At 73.0% G+C, this 18326-nt stretch carries 16 protein-coding genes; 4 read left to right on the forward strand and 12 right to left on the reverse strand.

Annotated elements, in window-relative coordinates; genetic code table 11:
• The 5 genes from AB0P06_RS00005 to AB0P06_RS00025 all read right to left on the reverse strand — a co-directional run.
• On the reverse strand, positions 1 to 81 hold an 81-nt coding region (locus tag AB0P06_RS00005; RefSeq protein ID WP_363604189.1), incomplete at its 3' end, for a hypothetical protein.
• Positions 82 to 118: 37 nt separating this feature from the next.
• Positions 119 to 655, reverse strand: coding sequence for an orotate phosphoribosyltransferase (gene pyrE / locus AB0P06_RS00010; RefSeq protein WP_363603798.1), 537 nt, complete (start codon positions 653 to 655; stop codon positions 119 to 121).
• Positions 656 to 711: 56 nt separating this feature from the next.
• Entirely contained in the window at positions 712 to 1818 is a 1107-nt protein-coding gene (locus tag AB0P06_RS00015; protein ID WP_363603800.1) for a hypothetical protein, read from the reverse strand.
• Positions 1819 to 1923: 105 nt separating this feature from the next.
• Positions 1924 to 3558: a polyamine aminopropyltransferase gene (locus tag AB0P06_RS00020; RefSeq protein WP_363603801.1), complete on the reverse strand. Its 1635-nt coding sequence runs from the start codon at positions 3556 to 3558 to the stop codon at positions 1924 to 1926.
• A 128-nt stretch (positions 3559 to 3686) separates the two neighbouring features.
• A complete protein-coding gene (locus AB0P06_RS00025) occupies positions 3687 to 4217 on the reverse strand; it encodes a DUF2617 family protein (RefSeq protein ID WP_363603802.1) in 531 nt (176 codons plus the stop codon).
• 757 nt (positions 4218 to 4974) lie between these two features.
• Here AB0P06_RS00025 and AB0P06_RS00030 point away from each other — a divergent pair.
• Positions 4975 to 5406 (forward strand): NUDIX domain-containing protein, encoded by a 432-nt coding sequence (locus AB0P06_RS00030; protein ID WP_363603803.1) that lies wholly within the window; start codon positions 4975 to 4977, stop codon positions 5404 to 5406.
• Positions 5407 to 5771: 365 nt separating this feature from the next.
• On the opposite strand, the gene AB0P06_RS00035 is transcribed toward AB0P06_RS00030, so the two are convergent.
• From AB0P06_RS00035 to AB0P06_RS00050, 4 genes are all read right to left on the reverse strand, one after another.
• Positions 5772 to 6932, reverse strand: coding sequence for a pyridoxal phosphate-dependent aminotransferase (locus AB0P06_RS00035; RefSeq protein ID WP_363603804.1), 1161 nt, complete (start codon positions 6930 to 6932; stop codon positions 5772 to 5774).
• 123 nt (positions 6933 to 7055) lie between these two features.
• On the reverse strand, positions 7056 to 7616 hold the full coding sequence (locus AB0P06_RS00040; protein WP_363603806.1) for a YbjN domain-containing protein: 561 nt from the start codon (positions 7614 to 7616) through the stop codon (positions 7056 to 7058).
• Between the two features lie 219 nt (positions 7617 to 7835).
• On the reverse strand, positions 7836 to 10442 hold the full coding sequence (clpB, locus tag AB0P06_RS00045) for an ATP-dependent chaperone ClpB (RefSeq protein WP_363603807.1): 2607 nt from the start codon (positions 10440 to 10442) through the stop codon (positions 7836 to 7838).
• Between the two features lie 151 nt (positions 10443 to 10593).
• Positions 10594 to 11598, reverse strand: coding sequence for a LysR family transcriptional regulator (locus AB0P06_RS00050; protein ID WP_363603808.1), 1005 nt, complete (start codon positions 11596 to 11598; stop codon positions 10594 to 10596).
• A 71-nt stretch (positions 11599 to 11669) separates the two neighbouring features.
• On the opposite strand from AB0P06_RS00050, the gene AB0P06_RS00055 reads away from it, so the two are divergent.
• From AB0P06_RS00055 to AB0P06_RS00065, 3 genes are all read left to right on the forward strand, one after another.
• Entirely contained in the window at positions 11670 to 12770 is a 1101-nt protein-coding gene (locus AB0P06_RS00055; RefSeq protein WP_363603810.1) for a TDT family transporter, read from the forward strand.
• A 712-nt stretch (positions 12771 to 13482) separates the two neighbouring features.
• A complete protein-coding gene (locus AB0P06_RS00060) occupies positions 13483 to 14472 on the forward strand; it encodes a LuxR C-terminal-related transcriptional regulator (protein WP_363603811.1) in 990 nt (329 codons plus the stop codon).
• Positions 14465 to 15463, forward strand: coding sequence for a LuxR C-terminal-related transcriptional regulator (locus AB0P06_RS00065; RefSeq protein WP_363603812.1), 999 nt, complete (start codon positions 14465 to 14467; stop codon positions 15461 to 15463). The genes AB0P06_RS00060 and AB0P06_RS00065 overlap by 8 nt, the downstream gene beginning before the upstream one ends.
• 13 nt (positions 15464 to 15476) lie before the next feature.
• Here AB0P06_RS00065 and AB0P06_RS00070 read toward each other — a convergent pair whose 3' ends face one another.
• From AB0P06_RS00070 to AB0P06_RS00080, 3 genes are all read right to left on the reverse strand, one after another.
• Positions 15477 to 16103 carry a hypothetical protein gene (locus tag AB0P06_RS00070; protein ID WP_363603814.1) on the reverse strand — a complete coding sequence of 209 codons (627 nt, stop codon included), beginning with the start codon at positions 16101 to 16103 and terminating at the stop codon, positions 15477 to 15479.
• 501 nt (positions 16104 to 16604) lie between these two features.
• A complete protein-coding gene (locus AB0P06_RS00075; RefSeq protein WP_363603815.1) occupies positions 16605 to 17609 on the reverse strand; it encodes a hypothetical protein in 1005 nt (334 codons plus the stop codon).
• A gap of 205 nt (positions 17610 to 17814) precedes the next feature.
• Positions 17815 to 18321, reverse strand: a complete 507-nt coding sequence (locus AB0P06_RS00080; RefSeq protein ID WP_363603817.1) for a helix-turn-helix domain-containing protein — start codon at positions 18319 to 18321, stop codon at positions 17815 to 17817.
• Between the last annotated feature and the right edge of the window lie 5 nt (positions 18322 to 18326).

The following is an 18326-nucleotide window of genomic DNA, read 5'->3' on the forward strand; positions in this document are numbered from 1 at the left end:
GTTCGCGTTGGAACCCGGGGTATGGGTGACAGCGACCCCGTGCCGGGCGGCCGCTGCCAACTCAACGTGATCGGTGCCCACCCCGGCCCGGACCCGGCCCCGGCCGTTTCCACCGGGCTCAGAGGCCCAGGTCGTCCAGGGTGTAGGCGGTGACGTACGGCAGGTCCGCCGCCTCGATCGCGGGGGCGGCGCCGCGCTCCACGATCACCGCGACGCCGACCACCTCGGCACCGGCCTCGCGCAGGGCCTCGACGGCGGTCAGCACCGAGCCGCCGGTGGTGGAGGTGTCCTCGACCGCCAGCACCCGGCGGCCCTTGACGTCCGGGCCCTCGATCCGGCGCTGCAGGCCGTGCGCCTTGCCCGCCTTGCGGACCACGAAGGCGTCCAGCTCACGGCCGCGGGCGGCGGCGGCGTGCAGCATCGCGGCGGCGACCGGGTCGGCACCGAGGGTCAGACCGCCGACGGCGTCGTACTCCAGGTGGGCGGTCGCGTCCAGCATCACCCGGCCGACCAGCGGGGCCGCCTGGGCGTCCAGCGTGATCCGGCGCAGGTCGACGTAGTAGTCGGCCTCCTTGCCGGAGGAAAGGGTGACCTTGCCGTGCACGACGGCCTTGTCCTTGATCTGTGCCAGCAGGGCGTCGCGGTCGTTGCTCATGAGCGTTCAGTCTAGGCCCTGCCCACACCGGACGGGTGCCCGGCGTGATGGGGCGGCTAGCGTCGGCGCAGGGCCCTGACCAGCACCACGGCGCCGCCGAGCAGGGCCACACCGCCGCCGATCATCCACGGGACCGCGCTGCGGCCGCCCGGGCCCGGGACCACGATGCCGCCGGCCTCGCCGCCCCAGCGGGACGCCGCCCGGGCCCGCGCGCTGCGGGCCGGCAGGGCGGGGGCGTAGCGGCCGCGCGGCGGGGCGTGGTCGACCTCCTCGGCGGAGCGGCCGACGATGCTGCGGCGGACCGGGCCGCTGAGCACCGGCTCCTCCTCGTACGCGAAGGGCAGGTCGGCGGGGAGATCGGTGGGCAGGTCCTCGGACTCGGCGGCCGGCTGCCCGGTGTCGGCCTGCTCGTCCTGGCCGTCGCGGTCGCCGGTGGGGAGGCCGAACCGCTCGGCGTCGGCGTCGGAGAAGGCGATCAGGTCGGAGAGGTCGTCCTCCAGGTCGTCGCCGGGTTCGTCCTGGCGGTCCTCGAGGAAGTGCACGGTGGCGGTGGTCTCCTCGGCCTCGTCGGCCTCCTCGGTGCCGTCCCCGGTGCTCTCGTCGGTGCTCTCGCCGTCGGCGGCGTTCGGAGCCGCGTCGGTGCCGGTGCCGGAGTCCGCGTCGGCATCCGTGTCGGCGTCGGCTTCGGCTTCGGTGTCCGTGTCGGCGTCGGTCTCCCCGTCCGGGGAGACGAGGGCGGCGGCGAAACGGTCCAGCAGCCTCCGGCCGGTCGCGGCGAGGGTCTCCTCGTCGAACTCGGTGAGCCGCCCGGTGGCGCTCAGGTCGCCGGTGAAGCGGACGACCGCGGTGCCGGCCCCGGCGCCGTCGGCGACGCTGATCCGTACGGTGGCGGTGGCCTCACCGCTGCCGCGTGCCTCCTGGCCCTCGGCGAACGCGGTCAGCACGCCCTCGCGCCCCTCGATCAGCGACAGCACGCCCTTGTACGTGATGGTGGAAGCGCCGATCCGCAGCCGCAGCCGCCCGCCGATCTCCTCGGCGGGGCCGCTGCCGACGGCGGCCGGTTCGGTGCTCAGTCCGGGCACGGAACGGGCCAGCAGCGCCGGATCCTGCAGGGCCTGCCGGACCAGCCCGGCCGGCATCGGGACGACAACCTCATGCTCCATGTCACGGAGCCTACCGACCGAAGCCCGTGTGGTCCCCGTGGTGGCCCCGGTCGGCTGCCCGGACGTCCCGCGGAGCCCGCCCCGCCCCACCCGCCGCAGGGGGGGTCAGCGCGGTCCGAGCAGCGTGAGGGCGGCCGGCGGCCGGGCCGGGCGCTGGGCGGCGAGGAGAGCGGCGGAGGAGCGGAGCCCGTCCGGGGTGAGCGCGCGCGGTGGCGGCGCGTCCGGGGCGAGCGTGAGCGGGGGCTCGGCCGCGGCCGCGAGCAGGAAGTCCTGGCCGCTCTCCGGGCCGGGGCGGCAGCTCGCGGTGGCGCTGCCCTGGACGGCGTACGGGACGGTGCGCAGGCCGGCCGCGCGGAGGCCGGACTCGACCTGCCAGAGGCCGTTCTGGTCGCCGCCGGCCCGGACGGCGAGCCGCCCGCCGGGCGAGAGCAGCCGGGTGGTGAGGCCGTAGAACTCCTGCGAGTGGAACTTCACCGGGCCGCCGTCGGCCGGCGCGGGCAGGTCGGCGAGGACGACGTCGAAGGCCCGGTCCGTTCGGCCGCGGTCGCGCAGCCAGGCCAGCGGGTCGGCCGTGGCCGTCCTGACCCGGGGGTCGTCCAGCGAGCCGCCGGAGAGCGCGGTCAGGCCAGGGTCGGTCCGGGCGAGCCGGGTGAGCGCCGGGTCGGTGTCGACCACCAGCACCGAGCGGACCCCGCGGTGGCGCAGCACCTCCCGCAGGGCGAGCCCGTCGCCGCCGCCGAGCAGCAGGACCCGGGTGTCAGGACCGGCGGCCATCGCGGGGTGGACGAGCGCCTCGCTGCCCCGGTACTCGTCCGGTCCGCAGACCGCGAGCCGCCCGTCCAGGTAGAGCCGCAGCGGGCCCTCGGCGGGGCCGGTGAGCACGATCTCCTGGTACCGGCTGTGGGTGGCGAAGCGGACCTGCGGGCCGTACAGCGCGTGCCGGGCGGCCCGTTCGATCGCGTCGGACCAGGCGGCGGCCGCGCCGAGGGCGGCGAGGACGAGGGCGCAGCCGCCCCAGAGCAGCAGCCGTATCCGCGGCGCGGGCTCCTCGCGGAACAGCCAGAGCACCACGGCGCCCCCGGCGACGGCGTTGACCGCCCCGGTGACCAGCGCGCCGGTGCCCGGCCCGAAGCCGGGCAGGATCAGGAACGGGAAGGCGAGGCCGCCGATCAGCGCGCCCACGTAGTCGGCGGCGAACAGGTCGGCGGCGGCCCGCCCCGCGTCCTCCCGGCGGATCCGTTGGATGAGCGTCATCAGCAGCGGGATCTCGGCGCCGATCAGGATGCCGATCAGGCAGGTCAGGGCGACCATCGCGGCCTGGTAGCGGCCGATCCAGGCCCAGCAGGAGTACAGCGCGAGGACGGAGAGCCCGCCGGTGAGCGCGAGCGCGCACTCGATCAGTGCGAAGGAGGTGGCGGGGCGGCGGGTGAAGCGTTTGGCGAACAGGGAGCCCAGGCCCATCGCGAACACCATGACGGAGAGCACCACGGAGGTTTGGGTGACCGAGTCGCCGAGCAGATAGTCGCCGAGCGCGACGAGTTCGAGTTCGTAGACGAGTCCGCAGGCGGCGCAGATGAAGGCGGCCAGCAGGACGGTCAGCCGGGCGAGCCGGGGGTGGGCGCGCAGCCGGGACCGACGGCGGGCGGGCAGAGGGTTCAGGCTCCGCCCGGGCCGGGGTGGGCTGCCGTCGTCGAGGTCGAGTCCCGGTTGTACGGGAGGACCGGCCGGATGGTTGATCACGAACAAACGCTAGGCGACGTTCGGTGCGGATAGCTGCGTCCATTCGGCGGACAGAACGGTGCGGCAGGTTGACAGATCGTCGCTGTGTGCGAATCGGGGCGTGCGGGTGGGCGGGGGAGCGGGGGCCGTCATGGCCTGGGGACCACGAGCGAGGAGCGGGTACAGACCAGCCGGCCCTCCTGGGGGTAGGCGTGCCAGGTGCGCCAGAGCAGCCGGTCCGCGCCGCCCTGGGTGACCAGTGCGGTGAAGGCGCTCGGATCGCCGGGGAAGACGCCGGCCAGACCGCGTGGATGGCCCTCGACCAGGGCCAGCAACTCCTGCGCGCGGGCGGCGAAGTCGTGCGGTGGCAGCGCCTCGATCCGGGCCGCGAACTCGTACTCCCAGCCGCCCACCTGCTTGGCCACCCGGGCGGGCAGCGGGGTGCGGCGGCCGGGCAGGCAGGCGACCGTCTCCAGGCACTCGCCGGGGCCGGCGGCGATCACCACCTGGTGCGAGGCGCCCAGCAGCCGCAGCTGGAGCGTGCCGGGCGGGCCCGGGTGGCCGGCACCTTCGAGTCTCAGGTCGCGGACCGCGAGAGCGGGCAGCGGGTCGCCGCCGAGACACCAGGCCAGGTCACCGGCGCGGGTGTCCGTGTAGGAGGTCTGCAGTGTGGTGAGCATGCTCGGCTCCGCGTTTCAGCTCCGTGCGCGCCCGCCGGGCAGCAGCGAGTAGGCCTAGGCATGGGGCGAGGCTGTTCGTGGCTGTACGGCCCAGGGCGCGGCCGGCCGTGGAAGGAAGGATTCCGGCTGGAGATTCAGCAGCAGAGAAGCATGAATACGCCGGGTCCGTCGGTGATTTACCCAACTTTGTCAAGCATTCACTGTTTCGAGCACACCTGCTTCCCTGCTCTGATCGACCCGGTGTGCGACTCTGCTCAGCGCGCGCCCTTTACCCCGGGTCGCGCGCCGTGCGCGCTGGCTACGAGCCTGCCGCACGACTCGCGCGCCTCCGGCCCTCACGCGCCCGGCGCACCGACCCGGCGCCGCGCCGTCGGGGCGGCGCCGATCGCCCGGCTGGCGGCGACCGGTCTTCCGGGACATGAGAGTTGACTGATCGTCAGTGATGAACGGGAGGCCGGTCGGAAGGCCGGAGCCGAACGAGCCGGGCGACGGCCTTCCCCAGGACGTGCGCCCTTGTGCGGAACGTGAACCGGATCGCCACCACCCCGCACCGCCCGGGCCGGGACCGGCAGAACTCACCGCCGTCCTTCTCGCCCAGCGGGGTGATGCCGGCGGGTGGCGAAGCAGGTGCCCGACGCCGCGGTTGCCTTCCTCGCCGGCCCCAGCGCGTTCTTCATCACCGGTCAGTCGTTGCACGCCGACGGAGGCCGGCTCCTCCACTGACCGGCACGTCCCACCGAACAGGAAGCAGACCACCATGCGGCACCGCGTCCGAGCCGTCCTCCTCACCCCGGACGACACCATGCTGCTGATCAAGCGCATCCGCCCCGGCGTCGACCCGTACTGGGTGATCGTCGGCGGCAAGATCGAACCCACCGACGCCGGCCCCGAGGACGCCCTGCGGCGCGAGGTCCGCGAGGAGATCTCCGGCGAAGCCCGGATCGGCAGCCTCCTCCGCACCATCGAGACCGACGACGAGCGCCAGGACTTCTACCTCGCCACCATCGAGAAGTGGAGCTTCGACGACCGCACCGGCCCGGAGTTCAGCCAGGAAGGCCGAGGCGAGTACCTCCTGGAGGAGATCCCCCTGACCGCCGACGCTCTTGACGCGGTCAGCCTCCTGCCCCAGGAGTTCGCCGCGGTCCTGCGCGAGGCTGTCGAGCGCGGGGAACTCCTCGCCGCCCGGTAACCGCAAAAGGGATGGCCGGGCCAGTGGACCGGCCCGGCTACCAGAACCCACCCTCCCCACCGAGCGGGCCGACCGGCCGTCGGCCGTCGCCGACCAGGCACTCGACCCGCCCGGAGAGCGGGAGGAGAGCGGGAGGAGGGCCCAACGCCCTTGGCAGTACCGGACGATCAGGTCCGCGAGGCGGTCGCGACGCTGTTTCGGGTGATCCGGCCGGAGCCGAGCCTGCGGCTGGGCGGGACCGGGGCGATCGGGCCCGCACCGCACTCCGTGCCGCCAGGGCCGGGCTGGACGTCGGTCGGCAGGTGGCCGGCGCGGCAGGGTAGGCGCTGGTGGGACCGCCCTGGCGGCGGCCTCACCGGCATCGGTCAGAGCTGCTGGAGCCGGGCCACCGCCTCTTCCAGGACGTGCACCCTTTTGCAGAACGTGAACCGGACGAGCGAGCGCCCGGCCTCGGTGTTGTCGTAGAAGACGGCGTTGGGGATGGCGACGACGCCGCAGCGCTCGGGCAGGGACCGGCAGAACTCGATGCCGTCCTTCTCTCCGAGCGGGGTGATGTCGGTGGTGATGAAGTACGTGCCCTCGGGGTTGAAGACCCGGAAGCCGGCCGCGCTCAGCCCGTCCGCGAGCAGGTCGCGCTTGCGACGCAGGTCGGCGCGGAAGTCGTCGAAGTAGCTCCCGGGCAGCCGCAGCGCCTCGGCGACGGCGTACTGGAACGGCCCGGCGCTGACGTACGTCAGGTACTGCTTCGCCGTACGGACGGCGGCCACCAGCGGCGCGCTCGCCGTCACCCAGCCGACCTTCCACCCGGTGAAGGAGAAGGTCTTGCCGGCCGAGGAGATGGAGACGGTGCGCTCCCGCATGCCGGGGAGGGCGGCGATCGGGTGGTGGGCGCCGCTGAACACCAGGTGCTCGTACACCTCGTCGGTGATCACCAGCAGGTCGCGCTCGACGGCGAGGGCGGCGATCGCGGCCAGTTCCTCGGGGTTGAGCACCAGGCCGGTCGGGTTGTGCGGCGAGTTGAGCAGCAGCAGCCGGGTGCGCGGGGTGACCAGGGCGCGCAGCCGCTCCAGGTCGGGCCGGAAGTCCGGGGCCCGCAGGGTGAGCGGCACACGGACCGCTCCGGCCATCGCGATGCAGGCGGCGTACGAGTCGTAGAACGGCTCCAGGGCGATCACCTCGTCGCCCGGCTCCAGCAGGGCCAGCAGCGCGGCGGCGATCGCCTCGGTGGCGCCGGCGGTGACCAGGACCTCGGTGTCCGGGTCGTAGGTGAGGCCGCGGAAGCGCTGCTGGTGTTCGGCGATGGCGTGCCGGAGCTCGGGGATGCCCGGGCCGGGCGGGTACTGGTTGCCCTGGCCGCTCAGCACGGCCCGGGCCGCCGCCTCGGCGATCTCGCGCGGTCCGTCGGTGTCCGGGAAGCCCTGACCGAGGTTGATCGAACCGGTGGCGGTGGCGAGGGCGGACATCTCGGCGAAGACCGTCGTGCCCATCCCGTCCAGCCGGCGGTTCAGCAGCGGCCTCGTACCCATTACAGCTCCTCACACCTTGGCGTCGCCCCATCCTGGGGGCAGCCGGCGGCCGGGGACAAGGACGGCCCGCCACCGGGGGTTGCCGGTGGCGGGCCGTTCGTAAGGCCGGACGCGGTGAGGGGCTCAGGCCTCGTCGGTGCCCTCGGGGGCGCCGCCCTCGCCGTCCTCGCCCTCGATGTCCTTCTGCAGGCCGAGGCGCTCGACGATCCACTGCTCGAAACCGACGGCGGCCTGGGTCCAGTTGGCGGTGGTGGTGACGAAGTAGTCCAGGTTGACGCCGGTGCCGACGATCATCTGGGCCTCGCCGATGAGGCGGACCACGCCGTCCTCGTGGGTGTGCGTGTAGACCTTGGGCCAGAGGGTCTCGCGGTTCCACTCGTCGATCAGGTCGAGGATCTCGCCCTTGTCCTCAAGCGGGTAGGCGCGGTCGTAGAACGCGCGGACCGCGAAGAGCTCCTTCTGCTCGCCGCGGAACATGTAGTAGACGCGGAAGCCCTCCCAGGGGGCGGTGAGGTCGCCCTCCTCGTCCACGACGTGCTTGAGCTGCATCTGGTCCAGGAGCTGGGTCACCAGGGCCTGGTCCGGAACGATGATGGGCGGCGGGCCGGCCGGCCGCCCCTGACCGCCGGGCTGACCGCCCTGCGGTGCGCCGAACGACGGGATGGACGACGGGTCGATGCTCATGGGGGTCCTCTTCCTCAGTGCACGTGGTGGCCGGCAATGAGAGGCCGCCCTTTCCACCTTCCATCCTGCCTCATCCGGGCGGCGCCTTACAGGGGCACCCGGCGGCGGGCCGGGGCCTGTTGGATCATGCCGGAGCCCGGGCGCCGGCGGCGGCCACCGAGGGTGAACACGGTGGTGGGCCGCCCTGCCGTGCGAGGGCGGCCCACCGTGCTCCGGGCGCTACTTCTCCAGCGGTCCGCGGGCACGGACGGTGAGGCGGTCGCCCTCCTCGTCCCGTTCGACCAGAACGGTGTCTCCGTCGTGCACCTGGCCGGAGAGGATGGACCTGGCCAGCTGGTCGCCGATCGCGGACTGCACCAGGCGCCGCAGCGGACGGGCGCCGTACGCGGGGTCGTAGCCGGTGAGGGCCAGCCAGTCCCGGGCGGCCTCGGAGACCTGGAGGGTGAGCCGGCGCTCGCGCAGCCGCTCGCCCAGCCGGGCCACCTGGAGGTCGACGATCCGGGTGAGCTCCGCGGTGCCCAGCGGTTCGAAGACCACGATGTCGTCCAGCCGGTTGAGGAACTCCGGCTTGAAGGCGGCCCGCACCGACTCCAGCACCAGGTCCTTCTTCCGCTCCTCGGGGATGGCCGGGTCCACCAGGAACTGCGAGCCCAGGTTGGAGGTGAGGATCAGGATCGCGTTGCGGAAGTCCACCGTGCGGCCCTGGCCGTCGGTGAGCCGGCCGTCGTCCAGGACCTGGAGCAGCACGTCGAAGACCTCGGGATGGGCCTTCTCCACCTCGTCCAGCAGCACCACGCTGTACGGGCGGCGGCGGACCGCCTCGGTGAGCTGGCCGCCCTCCTCGTAGCCGACGTACCCGGGCGGGGCGCCGACCAGGCGGGAGACGGAGTGCTTCTCGCCGTACTCGCTCATGTCGATGCGGACCATCGCCCGCTCGTCGTCGAAGAGGAAGTCGGCCAGGGCCTTGGCGAGTTCGGTCTTGCCGACGCCGGTCGGGCCGAGGAAGAGGAAGGAGCCGGTCGGGCGGTCCGGGTCGGCGATGCCCGAGCGGGTGCGGCGCACCGCGTCCGAGACGGCCTGGACGGCCTCCCGCTGGCCGATCAGGCGCCGGCCCAACTCATCCTCCATGCGCAGGAGTTTGGCGCTCTCACCCTCCAGCAGCCGGCCGGCCGGGATGCCCGTCCAGGACGCGACCACATCGGCCACGTCGTCCGGGCCGACCTCCTCCTTGACCATGGACGCGGAGGCGTCCTGGTCCGCCGCGCGTTCCTGGGCCTCGGTCAGCTCGTGCTCGGCGGACGGGATCTCGGCGTACATCAGCTTGGAGGCGCGCTCGAAGTCGCCGTCGCGCTGGGCGCGTTCGAGGGCGCCGCGCAGGTCGTCCAGGCGCTCCTTGAGCTCGCCGACCCGGTTGAGGCTCTTCTTCTCCTGCTCCCAGCGTGCCGTGAGCACGCTCAGCTGCTCGTTCTTGTCGGCCAGGTCGCGCCGAAGCCGGGCCAGCCGGTCCACCGAGGCGGGGTCGGACTCCTTCTCCAGGGCCAGCTCCTCCATCCGCAACCGGTCGACGGCGCGCTGGAGTTCGTCGATCTCCACCGGGGAGGAGTCGATCTCCATCCGGAGCCGGGAGGCCGCCTCGTCGACCAGGTCGATCGCCTTGTCGGGGAGGAAGCGGGAGGTGATGTAGCGGTTGGAGAGGGTGGCGGCGGCGACCAGGGCGGCGTCCGCGATCTGCACCTTGTGGTGCGCCTCGTACCGGCCCTTGAGGCCGCGCAGGATGGCGATCGAGTCCTCCACGCTGGGCTCGCCGACCAGCACCTGCTGGAAGCGCCGCTCCAGGGCCGGGTCCTTCTCGATCCGCTCGCGGTACTCGTCCAGGGTGGTGGCGCCGACCATCCGCAGCTCGCCGCGGGCCAGCATCGGCTTGAGCATGTTGCCGGCGTCCATCGCGGAGTCGCCGCCGGCGCCCGCGCCGACCATGGTGTGCAGCTCGTCGATGAAGGTGACGACCTGGCCGTCGCTCTGCTTGATGTCGTTCAGAACGGCCTTCAGCCGCTCCTCGAACTCGCCGCGGTACTTCGCGCCGGCGACCATCGCGCTGAGGTCCAGGGCGACCAGCCGCTTGCCGCGCAGCGACTCCGGCACGTCGCCGGCGACGATCCGCTGGGCCAGGCCCTCGACCACGGCCGTCTTGCCGACGCCGGGCTCGCCGATCAGCACCGGGTTGTTCTTGGTCCGGCGGGAGAGCACCTGGACGACCCGGCGGATCTCCTGGTCCCGCCCGATCACCGGGTCGAGCTTGCCGTCCCGGGCGGCCTGGGTGAGGTCGGTGCCGTACTTCTCCAGCGCCTTGTAGGTGCCCTCCGGGTCGGGCGAGGTGACCCGGCCGCTGCCGCGCACGTCCTTGAACGCGGCGAGCAGCGCCTTCGCCGTGGCGCCCTGCCGGGCCAGCAGCTCGGCGACCGCCCCGCCCTCGGCGGCCAGGCCGACCATCAGGTGTTCGGTGGAGACGTACTGGTCGTCCAGGTCGTCGGCGCGCCGGCCGGCCTCGGTGAGCACGGCCAGGGTGTCGCGGGACAGCTGCGGCGCGGCGACGGTGGAGCCGCTGGCGCTGGGCAGCGCGGTCAGCAGGCGGCGGGCCTCGGCGTCGGTCTGCGCGGCGTCCGCGCCGACCGCTTCCAGGAGCGGCCTGGCGATGCCCTCGGGCTGTTCCAGCAGGGCGATCAGGATGTGCACCGGCTTGACGTCCGGGTTCCCGGCGCCGCCGGCCTGCCGGATCGCGGCGGACAGGGCGTCCTGCGTCTTGGTGGTGAACTTGCTGGCGTCCACTGCTGGGGTGTCCTCCTCGGACTCGCTGTCGGTACTCCGGGTTCCGGTCCACGGGTTCCGGGCGCCGGTCTCGGGCGCCGGTCTCCGCGTTCCGGTCTTCGGGCTTTCGGTGCTGCTGACTACAGCATGCACTAAGTTGAGTCTATTCCGCTCAACTTTCAGATGAACGTTTCCGTGGACGCGGACCGGCCCCTGCGGCGCCCGCGCCCGCGCCCGCGGCCTCTGCCCCTACCCGCACCCGCGGGTACGGTGCGCTCTGCCGGGTGAGCCCCAGCAGCTCCCTGGCCGGCCCGCTCGGCCGCCGCCCGGCCGGCCAGACCGCGCGCAGCGGGCGCCGCAGGTCCAGCCCGTCCGCCAGCGGCACCGCCACCAGCCGCCGGGTCGCCAGCTCCTCCACCACCGCCAGCTCGCTCAGGCAGACCGGCCCGGCCCCGGTCATCGCCGCCGCCTTCAGCGCCGTGGAGGAGGCCAGCTCCAGCCGCGGCTTCGCGGCGCCCCCGTACGGCGCCAGCGCCATCTCCAGAACCTCCCGGGTGCCGGAACCGGGCTCGCGCAGCACCAGCGGCGTCGCGGCCAGCTCGGCCCCGGTGAGCGGTGCCCGGCGGCGGGCCCAGGCGTGTCCGGGCGCGACCACCACCACCAGCCGGTCGGCGGCCACCACCGCGCCGGCCAGCCCCGGCGGGGTGGACGGGCCCTCGACGAAGCCGAGGTCCGCCTCCCCGGCCAGCACGTGTCCGGCGACGTCCGCCGAGTTCGCCGTCCGCAGCGTCACCGCCGTGCCGGGGCTGGCCGTGTGCAGCGCCAGCAGCCAGCCGGGCATCAGGTACTCGGCGACGGTCAGGCTGGCCACCACCACCAGGCGGGCGTCCCGCCGCTCCCGCAGCGCGTCGATCCCGGCGTCCAGCGCCTGTGCGGCCTCCACCACATGCCGCGCCCACTCGACCACCAGCCGGCCCGCCTCGGTCGGCCGCGAGCCGCGCGGGGAGCGGTCCAGCAGCGGGACGCCGATCTGCCGCTCCATGCCCTTGATCCGGGCGCTGGCGGTCGGCTGGCTCACCCCCAGTTCCGCCGCGGCCCGCCCGACGCTGCCCAGCCGGGCCACTGCGAGCAGCAGCTCCAGCGCTCCGAGTTCGGGGACACGCGGGGAGAGGGCCATAGATCCAGGCTATGTCCTCATAGATCGCCCGGCGCTACCGGAGCCGGTCGGCCGAGGGCACGGTGGGTCTCATGGCCACCCTTCTCAGCGTCCGACCGCTCACCCGCACCCCCCGCCTCGACCTCGCCCAGCTCGGCCCCAACTGGTACGCCGCGATCATGGGCACCGCGATCGTCGGCAACGGGGCGGCCGTGCTTCCGGTCCGGCTGCCCGGGCTGATCGGGTTCGGCGAGCTGATGTGGGCGCTCGGGCTGGCCGGCCTGCTGCTGCTCGGCGGCGCCCGGGCGGTCCACCTGACCCGGCACCGCGCGGCCGCCCGCACCCAGCTGCTGGACAACCCGGCCACCGCGGTCTTCTACGGCTGTCCGCCGATGGCCCTGCTGGCGGTCGGCCTCGGCACCCTGCTGCTCGGCTCCCGGGTGATCGGCACCGGCCCCGCCGTCGCCCTGGACGCCGTGCTCTGGAGCGCAGGCACGCTGTACGCCCTGGCCGTCGCGGCCGGCATCCCGTATCTGATGATCACCAGGCACTCGCTCTCCGCGCTGGAGGCCAACCCGACCTGGCTGCTGCCGGTGGTCGCCCCGCTGGTCGCCGCCGCGACCGGCCCCGCGCTCGTCCCGCACCTGCCGGCCGGGACCGCGCAGCAGGCCATGCTGTACGGCTGCTACGCGCTGCTCGGCGTCGGCCTGCTGGCCACCCTCGCCCTGCTGCCGGTGGTGCTCACCGGGCTCGTCCACAGCAAGCTGCCCGCGCTGGTGCTCACCCCCTCGCTGTTCCTGGTGCTCGGGCCGCTCGGCCAGTCCACCACCGCCGTCCACCAGCTCGCCGACGCCGCCCGGCCGGTCCTGCCGCAACTCGCCCCCGCCGCGCTCGCCTTCGCGGAGCTGTACGGGGTCGCGGTGCTCGGCGTCGCGATGCTCTGGCTGGTCATCGCCGTCACCGCCAACCTGCGCGCCCGCCGGGCCGGGATGCCGTTCGCGATGACCTGGTGGGCGTACACCTTCCCGGTCGGCACCTGCGTCACCGGCGCCGCCGGCCTCGCCCGCCACACCGGGTTCGCCGGCTTCACCGGCCTGGCCGCCGGGCTCTATGTGCTGCTGATCGCGGCCTGGGCCGTCGCCGCCTGCGGCACCGCGGCAGGACTGGCGGGCGGCCGCCTGCTGGCGCGCTGAGTGCTCCGGCCGCAGGACGCGCGCCTGCTGCGGTTTCGCGAACGGCCCGGACGGCGCTCGGGGACGGCGTACGAGCTCCGCGCACGGAGACGGCGTACGAGCTCCGCGCACGGAGACGGCGTACAAGCTCCGCGCACGGTGCGCACAGGCGGAGCGCGGTCGTCCGGAGACGAATGAACGGACGGGAGGACTCCGCCACCGCACCGCTGTGACCAGCGGTTTCGCGTGGAGCCACGTCGGGGCCCGGCGCCCCGCGCCGGCCGGCCGCTGCAGGTTCCTGCAATTGCGAGAACATGCACTCGGGCTGGCCTTGTTCACCGGCCGTCACGCTGTGAGGGTGGAGTCACGTCAGGCCGTCCGGGCAACCGCAGCCCGATGGTGGCGACTTGCTCTTCAGTACTGGATGCGTGAGGTACGTCAGTACCTGCATATCGGGGGGAAGAGCGTCGGCCGGGTGCCATGTGTGGTGATGGCGCCCGGGACCGGAGTCGGCGAGGCGTTGCTGCTCCGCCTCGCCGGAAGCGCCGTGGCCTCGACGTGCACCGGCGGCCCCCGGGGAACCCGTGTGCGACGGCACCCGGGGCCCGGGGGCCCGCCGGCTCGCAGTACCGTGATCGGGTGCGCTGCACGGTGCCGAGCCCATGACCGGAAAGCATCGGCCGCGCGGGAGACGAAGACACATCCGAGATCCATCCGGCAGGGAGTGTTCGAGGTGACGGCGGATCCGACGGCCGCTCCTGGCACCACGGCGGCGGTCGGCGAGCCCGACGAGGCGGCCCGTCGGCTCTACCTGGCCGTGGTCGGCCGCGGCGGACGCATCCCCTTCGCCGAGGTCCCGGAGAGCGACCAGCCCGCCCTGCGCCGGCTGGTGGCCATCGGCCTTCTGATACCCAACCCGGTCGACGCCTGCCACACCGCCGTCAGCCCGCGCTCGGTCAGCGACCGCCTCGGCGCCGAGCTGCGCAGCGAGGCGACCCGCCTGCTGGTCCGCGCCGAGAACCTCCCCGGCACCCTCGACACCCTCACCCGCGCCTACGACGCGATGCCCCGCCGGCCCGAGCGGTCCGGCGGCGCCGTCTACATCGAGGGCCACGTCCACATCCGCCAGCGCATCTCCCAGCTGGTCTCCGACTGCCGTACCGAGGTGCTCACCGCCCAGCCCGGCCACCGTCCGGCCGACGCCCTGCAGATCGCCGTCCGCCAGGACGTCCAACTGCTCCAGCGGGGCTGTTCGCTGCGCACCGTCTACCAGCCGATCGCGTTCTCCGAGCCGGCCGCCCGGGCCTACGCCGACGAGGTCTCCCGGCACGGATCGCTGATCCGGACCCTGGACGAGCCGTTCCAGCGCCTGATCGTCTTCGACCGCACGGTCGCGGTGATCTCCGCCAACGACGACCACAGCACCGCCGCCTTCATCTCCGACCCGGCCGCGATCGCCTTCCTGGTCGGCGGCTTCGAACGCGACTGGGCCCGGGCCGACACCACCGACTGGGCCGCGCCCCTCACCCACGGCCCCACCCGCGCCGCCCCCGACCGGGTCGGCCGGCTGCTCGCCAAGGGCCTCACCCAGCGCGCCGTCGCCTCCCGCCTCGGCCTCAGCGAACGCACCGTCGCCGCCCACATCTCCCGGCTGCGCGACCGGCACGGCGCCCAGACGCTGTACCAGCTCGGCTGGCTGATGAGGGGAGAGCACGATGGCTGACACCCGTACGCCCTCGGACCTGCTGACCGCGGCGCTCCCCGACGACGACGCCCGCGCGCTCTACCGCGCGATCCTCCGCAACGGCGGCCGGCTGCGCGCCGCCGAGGTCGGCACCGGCGAGGCCGGGCCACTGCGGCGGCTGGTCGAGACCGGTCTGGTCGTGCCGCAGCTGATGGACGCCTCGTACAGCGCGGTGGACCCGCGGTCGGTCACCGACCGGATCGGCGCGGACATCCGGCTGATGAGCGCCCGGCTGCTGGCGGAGGCGGAGCAACTGCCGGACCTGCTGGGCGATCTGACCCAGGCGTATGACGCCGCCTCGCATCGCGGCAACCGCCCCACCGGGGTCCGGTACGTGTCGGGCATGGAACAGATCCGGCATCAGGTCGACCAGCTGGCCCTGGAGTTCCGGGACGAGTACCTGACCGCGACGCCCGGTGGCGCCTGCCCGGTGGCGGCGCTGCCCGACCGGCTGAACCACGCCCTCCGCTACCTCGAACACGGCGGAACCATGCGGGCGGTCTACGAGCCGGCCGCCCGGGTGGACGGACCCACGGTGGAGTTCGCGGTCGAGGTCACCCGGCTCGGGTGCACGATCCGCGTGCTGGCCGCGCCGTTCTCCCGGTTGCTGATCTTCGATCGCACGGTGGCGGTGATCCCGGCCGCCGCGGACAACACCAGTGCGGCCTTCGTGGAGGACCCGGCGACGGTCGCCTTCCTGGTGGGCGTTTTCGAGCAGCAGTGGCAGCAGGCCGAGGGGGTGAACTGGGCGGCGCTGGCCGACGGGGGCACCGAGCCGCTGGTGCACGAGCAGGTCGGCCGGCTGCTGTCCCAGGGGCTGACCCAGCGGGCGATCGCGAGCCGGCTGGGGCTGAGCGAGCGGACGGTGGCCGGTCACATCTCGCGGCTGCGCGAGCTGTACGACGCTCAGACGCTGTTCCAGCTCGGCTGGCAGATGCGGGGAGCCAGGACCGGGGAGTCCGATGGCTGAGCCGCCGCGGTGGTCAGCCGGTCGCCGCGCCGGTCGGCCAGTAGCCGGTCGGGCCGACGGCCGGGGGCTGCTGCCGGGGGACGCTGAACTGCTCGCCGGGGGCGGTCCAGAAGCCCTCGCGCAGGGAGAGCGCCATACCGGCCCAGTCGAGGGCGGTCTCCACGGTGTGGTGGAGGGCCTCCTGGGACCAGGTGTCGTCGAAGACCAGCGGCAGGACGGGGGCGACCTGCTCGATGGTGGCGATCAGCGGGTTGTGCGTGATGGCCTCGTCGACCAGCAGGACGATCGGCTTGCGCAGCGCCGAGGCCCAGCCCAGCTCCAGGCTCACTCCGGCGGAGAGCGGCGCCCCGACGTAGGCGAAGACCAGGTCCGCCGACTGCAGCGCCCGGAAGTCGGAGGGCACCCGCGGCTCCGGCGCCCGGCCGGCCACCGTCCAGGCGTCGCTGTGGTGCGCGCTGTACACGGCGGCACCGCTGCGCAGCAGGGTGGTGCGGAGCGTCGTCAGCCGCGTCCGGCTGGCAAGCGTCACGACACTGTCGGCCGGCCCGGTCAGTCGCATCAACGGCGCGGCCAGGAAGACTCGTGCACGCCGGCCCTCGGGGGCCTGGCTGTCGTGGTGGCGCAGGTAGGGCTCGGTCATTGTCGACTCCGGGGGAGTAGTCGGCGAGAGAGGGTCGGTGCCTGACTGGCCTGTGGATATGTGTGGTGCCGTGTCGCGGAAGGCCGGGCCTCGCAGTCGCTGACCTGCAATTGAATGAACACGGGCAAAAATTGCCCAGACCCGTCGACAGCGAACTGATCGTCCATCTGGCGCTGTACTTCGGTCCAGCATCACCAGATGTCATCTCCCTGCATGGCAGCGAGATGACACACTCTCCGACTATCCGTACTGACGTGCAGTAGGTCAGGATCTATTCTGTATCAGCCGTCCTGCCGAGAGTCTGCTGCGTCCTTCTGAAAGGGGTGCTGTCGTGCGCTATGCGCGTCGCCTCGTTGTCTCCGCGGTTCTTTTGGGTTTCGCGTTCTTCCTGGGCGCTTCCACGGATGCGGACAGTGGCTGGCAGAGCACGAACCCCACGACGTCGGCGCTGTCCACCATGGACAGTGGCTGGCAGTAGAAGGACCGCCAATCCTGGTCCGGTCAGTCCGTGGATTCGGAATCGCCTTCTTTTTGGGCGAGCTTCCAGCCCAACTGAAATAGCGTGTCCACGCCGTGGTCCTCGCGCATCTCCGCGATGTGGCGCGCCAGCGTCCGTTCGCTGAGTCCGAGGTTCCTGGCGATGACGCGGTGGCCGATGCCCTGGACCATCAGCCTGACGATCTGACGGCGCAGGCTGGAAAGCACCTGGGGCGGGACTTCCCGGCTTCCCGGGAACGGAATGGCCCGTTCCCAGAGTGCCTCGAAGGTGTGGACCAGATAGCTCACCACCGCGTCGTCCCGGACGAATGCCGCGACGGTCATGTCGTCGCTCGCGGGTATGATCGCGACTTTTCTGTCGATCACGATCATCACGTTGAACGGCTCGTCCAGCGTGCGGACCTGGCTGCCTTCGTGGGTCATCGTCTCGACGTACTCCAGCGTCGGGCTGGAGTACCGCGCGCTCGGCTGGTAGATCGTCCGGATCGTGCCACCGCGCTGGAGCACCCCGAGGTCCCGGTTCATCGCGGTGCGGACCGTCTCCGGCCGCCGCCCGCCGCCGGGCTGAGCGGTCAACAGTTCCTTGGAGCAGCGCTCCACCAGGGCGCCGAGGCGCTGGTTGATGGAGACCTTGCCGCTGATGTACTCGATCCGGCCGCCGGTCTCGACCTGTTTGCCGTGCTCGTTGTAGACGTCCCCGAGGTCCTGCAGCTCGCTGACGAGGTTGGTCGAGCGGGAGAGCAACTGGAGCGCCCGGCGCTGCCAGGTCGCGCTGAGCGTGGTCGACAGCCGGTTGGGGTCGGCGACCACGAGGGATTCCGGGTCGTCCAGATCCGGCACCAGGAGCCCGAGGTCGAGCAGTTCCTGGACCTCCGACTTCGCGGCCTCCTGCTTCGAGGCGGTCAGGCGCCCTTCCGAACGCACGGCGGCCAGGTACAGCGCTCGGGCCGCGTCGGACAGGATCTGCCCCCCGGGTTGGAAGTCGTCCCGGTCGTCGACTGGGTTCACTTTCAGCTCCTTTCCGGCGTCAGACCCCTGGGCCGTGCGCGCACGCCGCCTGAATTCGTACGGATGATATGCAACTCGACGCACAGATCAGGTCGGTGTCCGTTGCGGGGGCCCATCCTGCTCGCTTTGCACTCTCGCAGTAACGCGAGCCGCCGGCCACCCCCCGATCAGGAGGGAAACCGGCGGCGGTGGCCGTTCTGGCCGGTCAGCGCTTGGGACGCCAGACCACCAGGGCGCTCGACTGGGTCGGCGGCTGGTACGGCACGAGATCACGGCGGTAGGACGCGTGGACGGCGGCCTCGCGTTGCTGGAGTGCGCTGGCGGCGCCTTCGAGCGAGTCGGCGAGTTCGGCGATACGGGACTGGAGGGCGGTGACCTGGTTCTCCAGCTCGATGATCCGCTTGATCCCGGCCAGGTTGATGCCCTCGTCCTGGGAGAGCCGCTGGACGTCGCGCAACTGCTGGATGTCCCGGGCGGAGTAGCGCCGGCCGCGGCCCGCGGTGCGGTCGGGGCAGACCAGGCCGAGGCGGTCGTACTGACGCAGGGTCTGCGGGTGCAGGCCGGAGAGCTCGGCGGCGACCGAGATCACGTACACCGGGGTGTCCTCGGTGAGGACGTAGTGCGGGGCCGCGGCGGTACGGCGGGGGCGGGGGCCGCCGCCGGGGAGGCCTTCGCCGATACCGGGGCCGATCGGGCTGTCGGGGGTCATCATCTGGT

The organism is Kitasatospora sp. NPDC088351 (assembly GCF_040685575.1).
GTDB lineage: Bacteria > Actinomycetota > Actinomycetes > Streptomycetales > Streptomycetaceae > Kitasatospora.